This is a genomic window from Xanthomonas bonasiae (genome assembly GCF_017163705.1).
Taxonomy (GTDB): domain Bacteria; phylum Pseudomonadota; class Gammaproteobacteria; order Xanthomonadales; family Xanthomonadaceae; genus Xanthomonas_A; species Xanthomonas_A bonasiae.
Genome location: NZ_JAFIWB010000065.1, coordinates 1 through 719, shown reverse-complemented (window position 1 = coordinate 719; position 719 = coordinate 1). Strand labels below are relative to the sequence as shown.

Sequence of the window (719 nt, the reverse complement as noted above, 5' to 3'; positions counted from 1 at the left end):
TAGTCCAACTCGCCGTCGGCCAGCCAGCGCACGCGGTCGCCGGTGCGGTACATCCGCGCCCCAGGTTCGGTCGCGAACGGATCGGGCACGAACCGCTCCGCGGTCAGCTCCGGACGCATCCAATAGCCACGCGCCACGCCGGCTCCCGCCAGGTACAGCTCGCCGGCCGTGTTCGTCGGCACCAAGCGCAGAAACGGATCCAGCACATAGGCCTGGGTGTTGGCGATCGCGCGACCGATCCGCGGCTTGATGTCGGGCCGCCCCACCAGCGCCACCGTCGAGTAGGTCGTGTCCTCCGACGGGCCGTACAGGTTGTACAGCCGCGGCGCCGATGGCAGCCGCAGGATCCGCTCGGCCAACTCGCGCGGCAATGCCTCACCCGCCAGATTGATCGTGCGCACCGAGGCGGGAATGCCATCCAGCTCCAGCAAGGCCGACAGCGCCGACGGCACCGTGTTGATCAGGGTCACCGCCGGCCCTGCCACGATCTCCGGCAATTGCGTCGAGGTCTCGGCAAGGATCACCGCCCCGCCCACGCGCAATGGCAGAAACAGTTCGTAGACCGACAAGTCGAAGCACACCGAGGTCCCCGCCAGCACGCCTCCCAGTTCTTGCCGCGAATACACCGTCTGCGCCCATTCCAGCAACGCCACTGCGTTGCGATGGGTGATCGCCACGCCCTTCGGCTTGCCGGTGGACCCGGAGGTGTAAATCAGATA

1 protein-coding gene is annotated in these 719 nt (G+C 67.5%); it reads right to left on the bottom strand.

Features of this window, described 5'->3' with window-relative positions:
- Positions 1 to 719: AMP-binding protein (locus JR064_RS22915; protein WP_206231246.1), on the bottom strand; the 719-nt coding region annotated here is incomplete at both ends.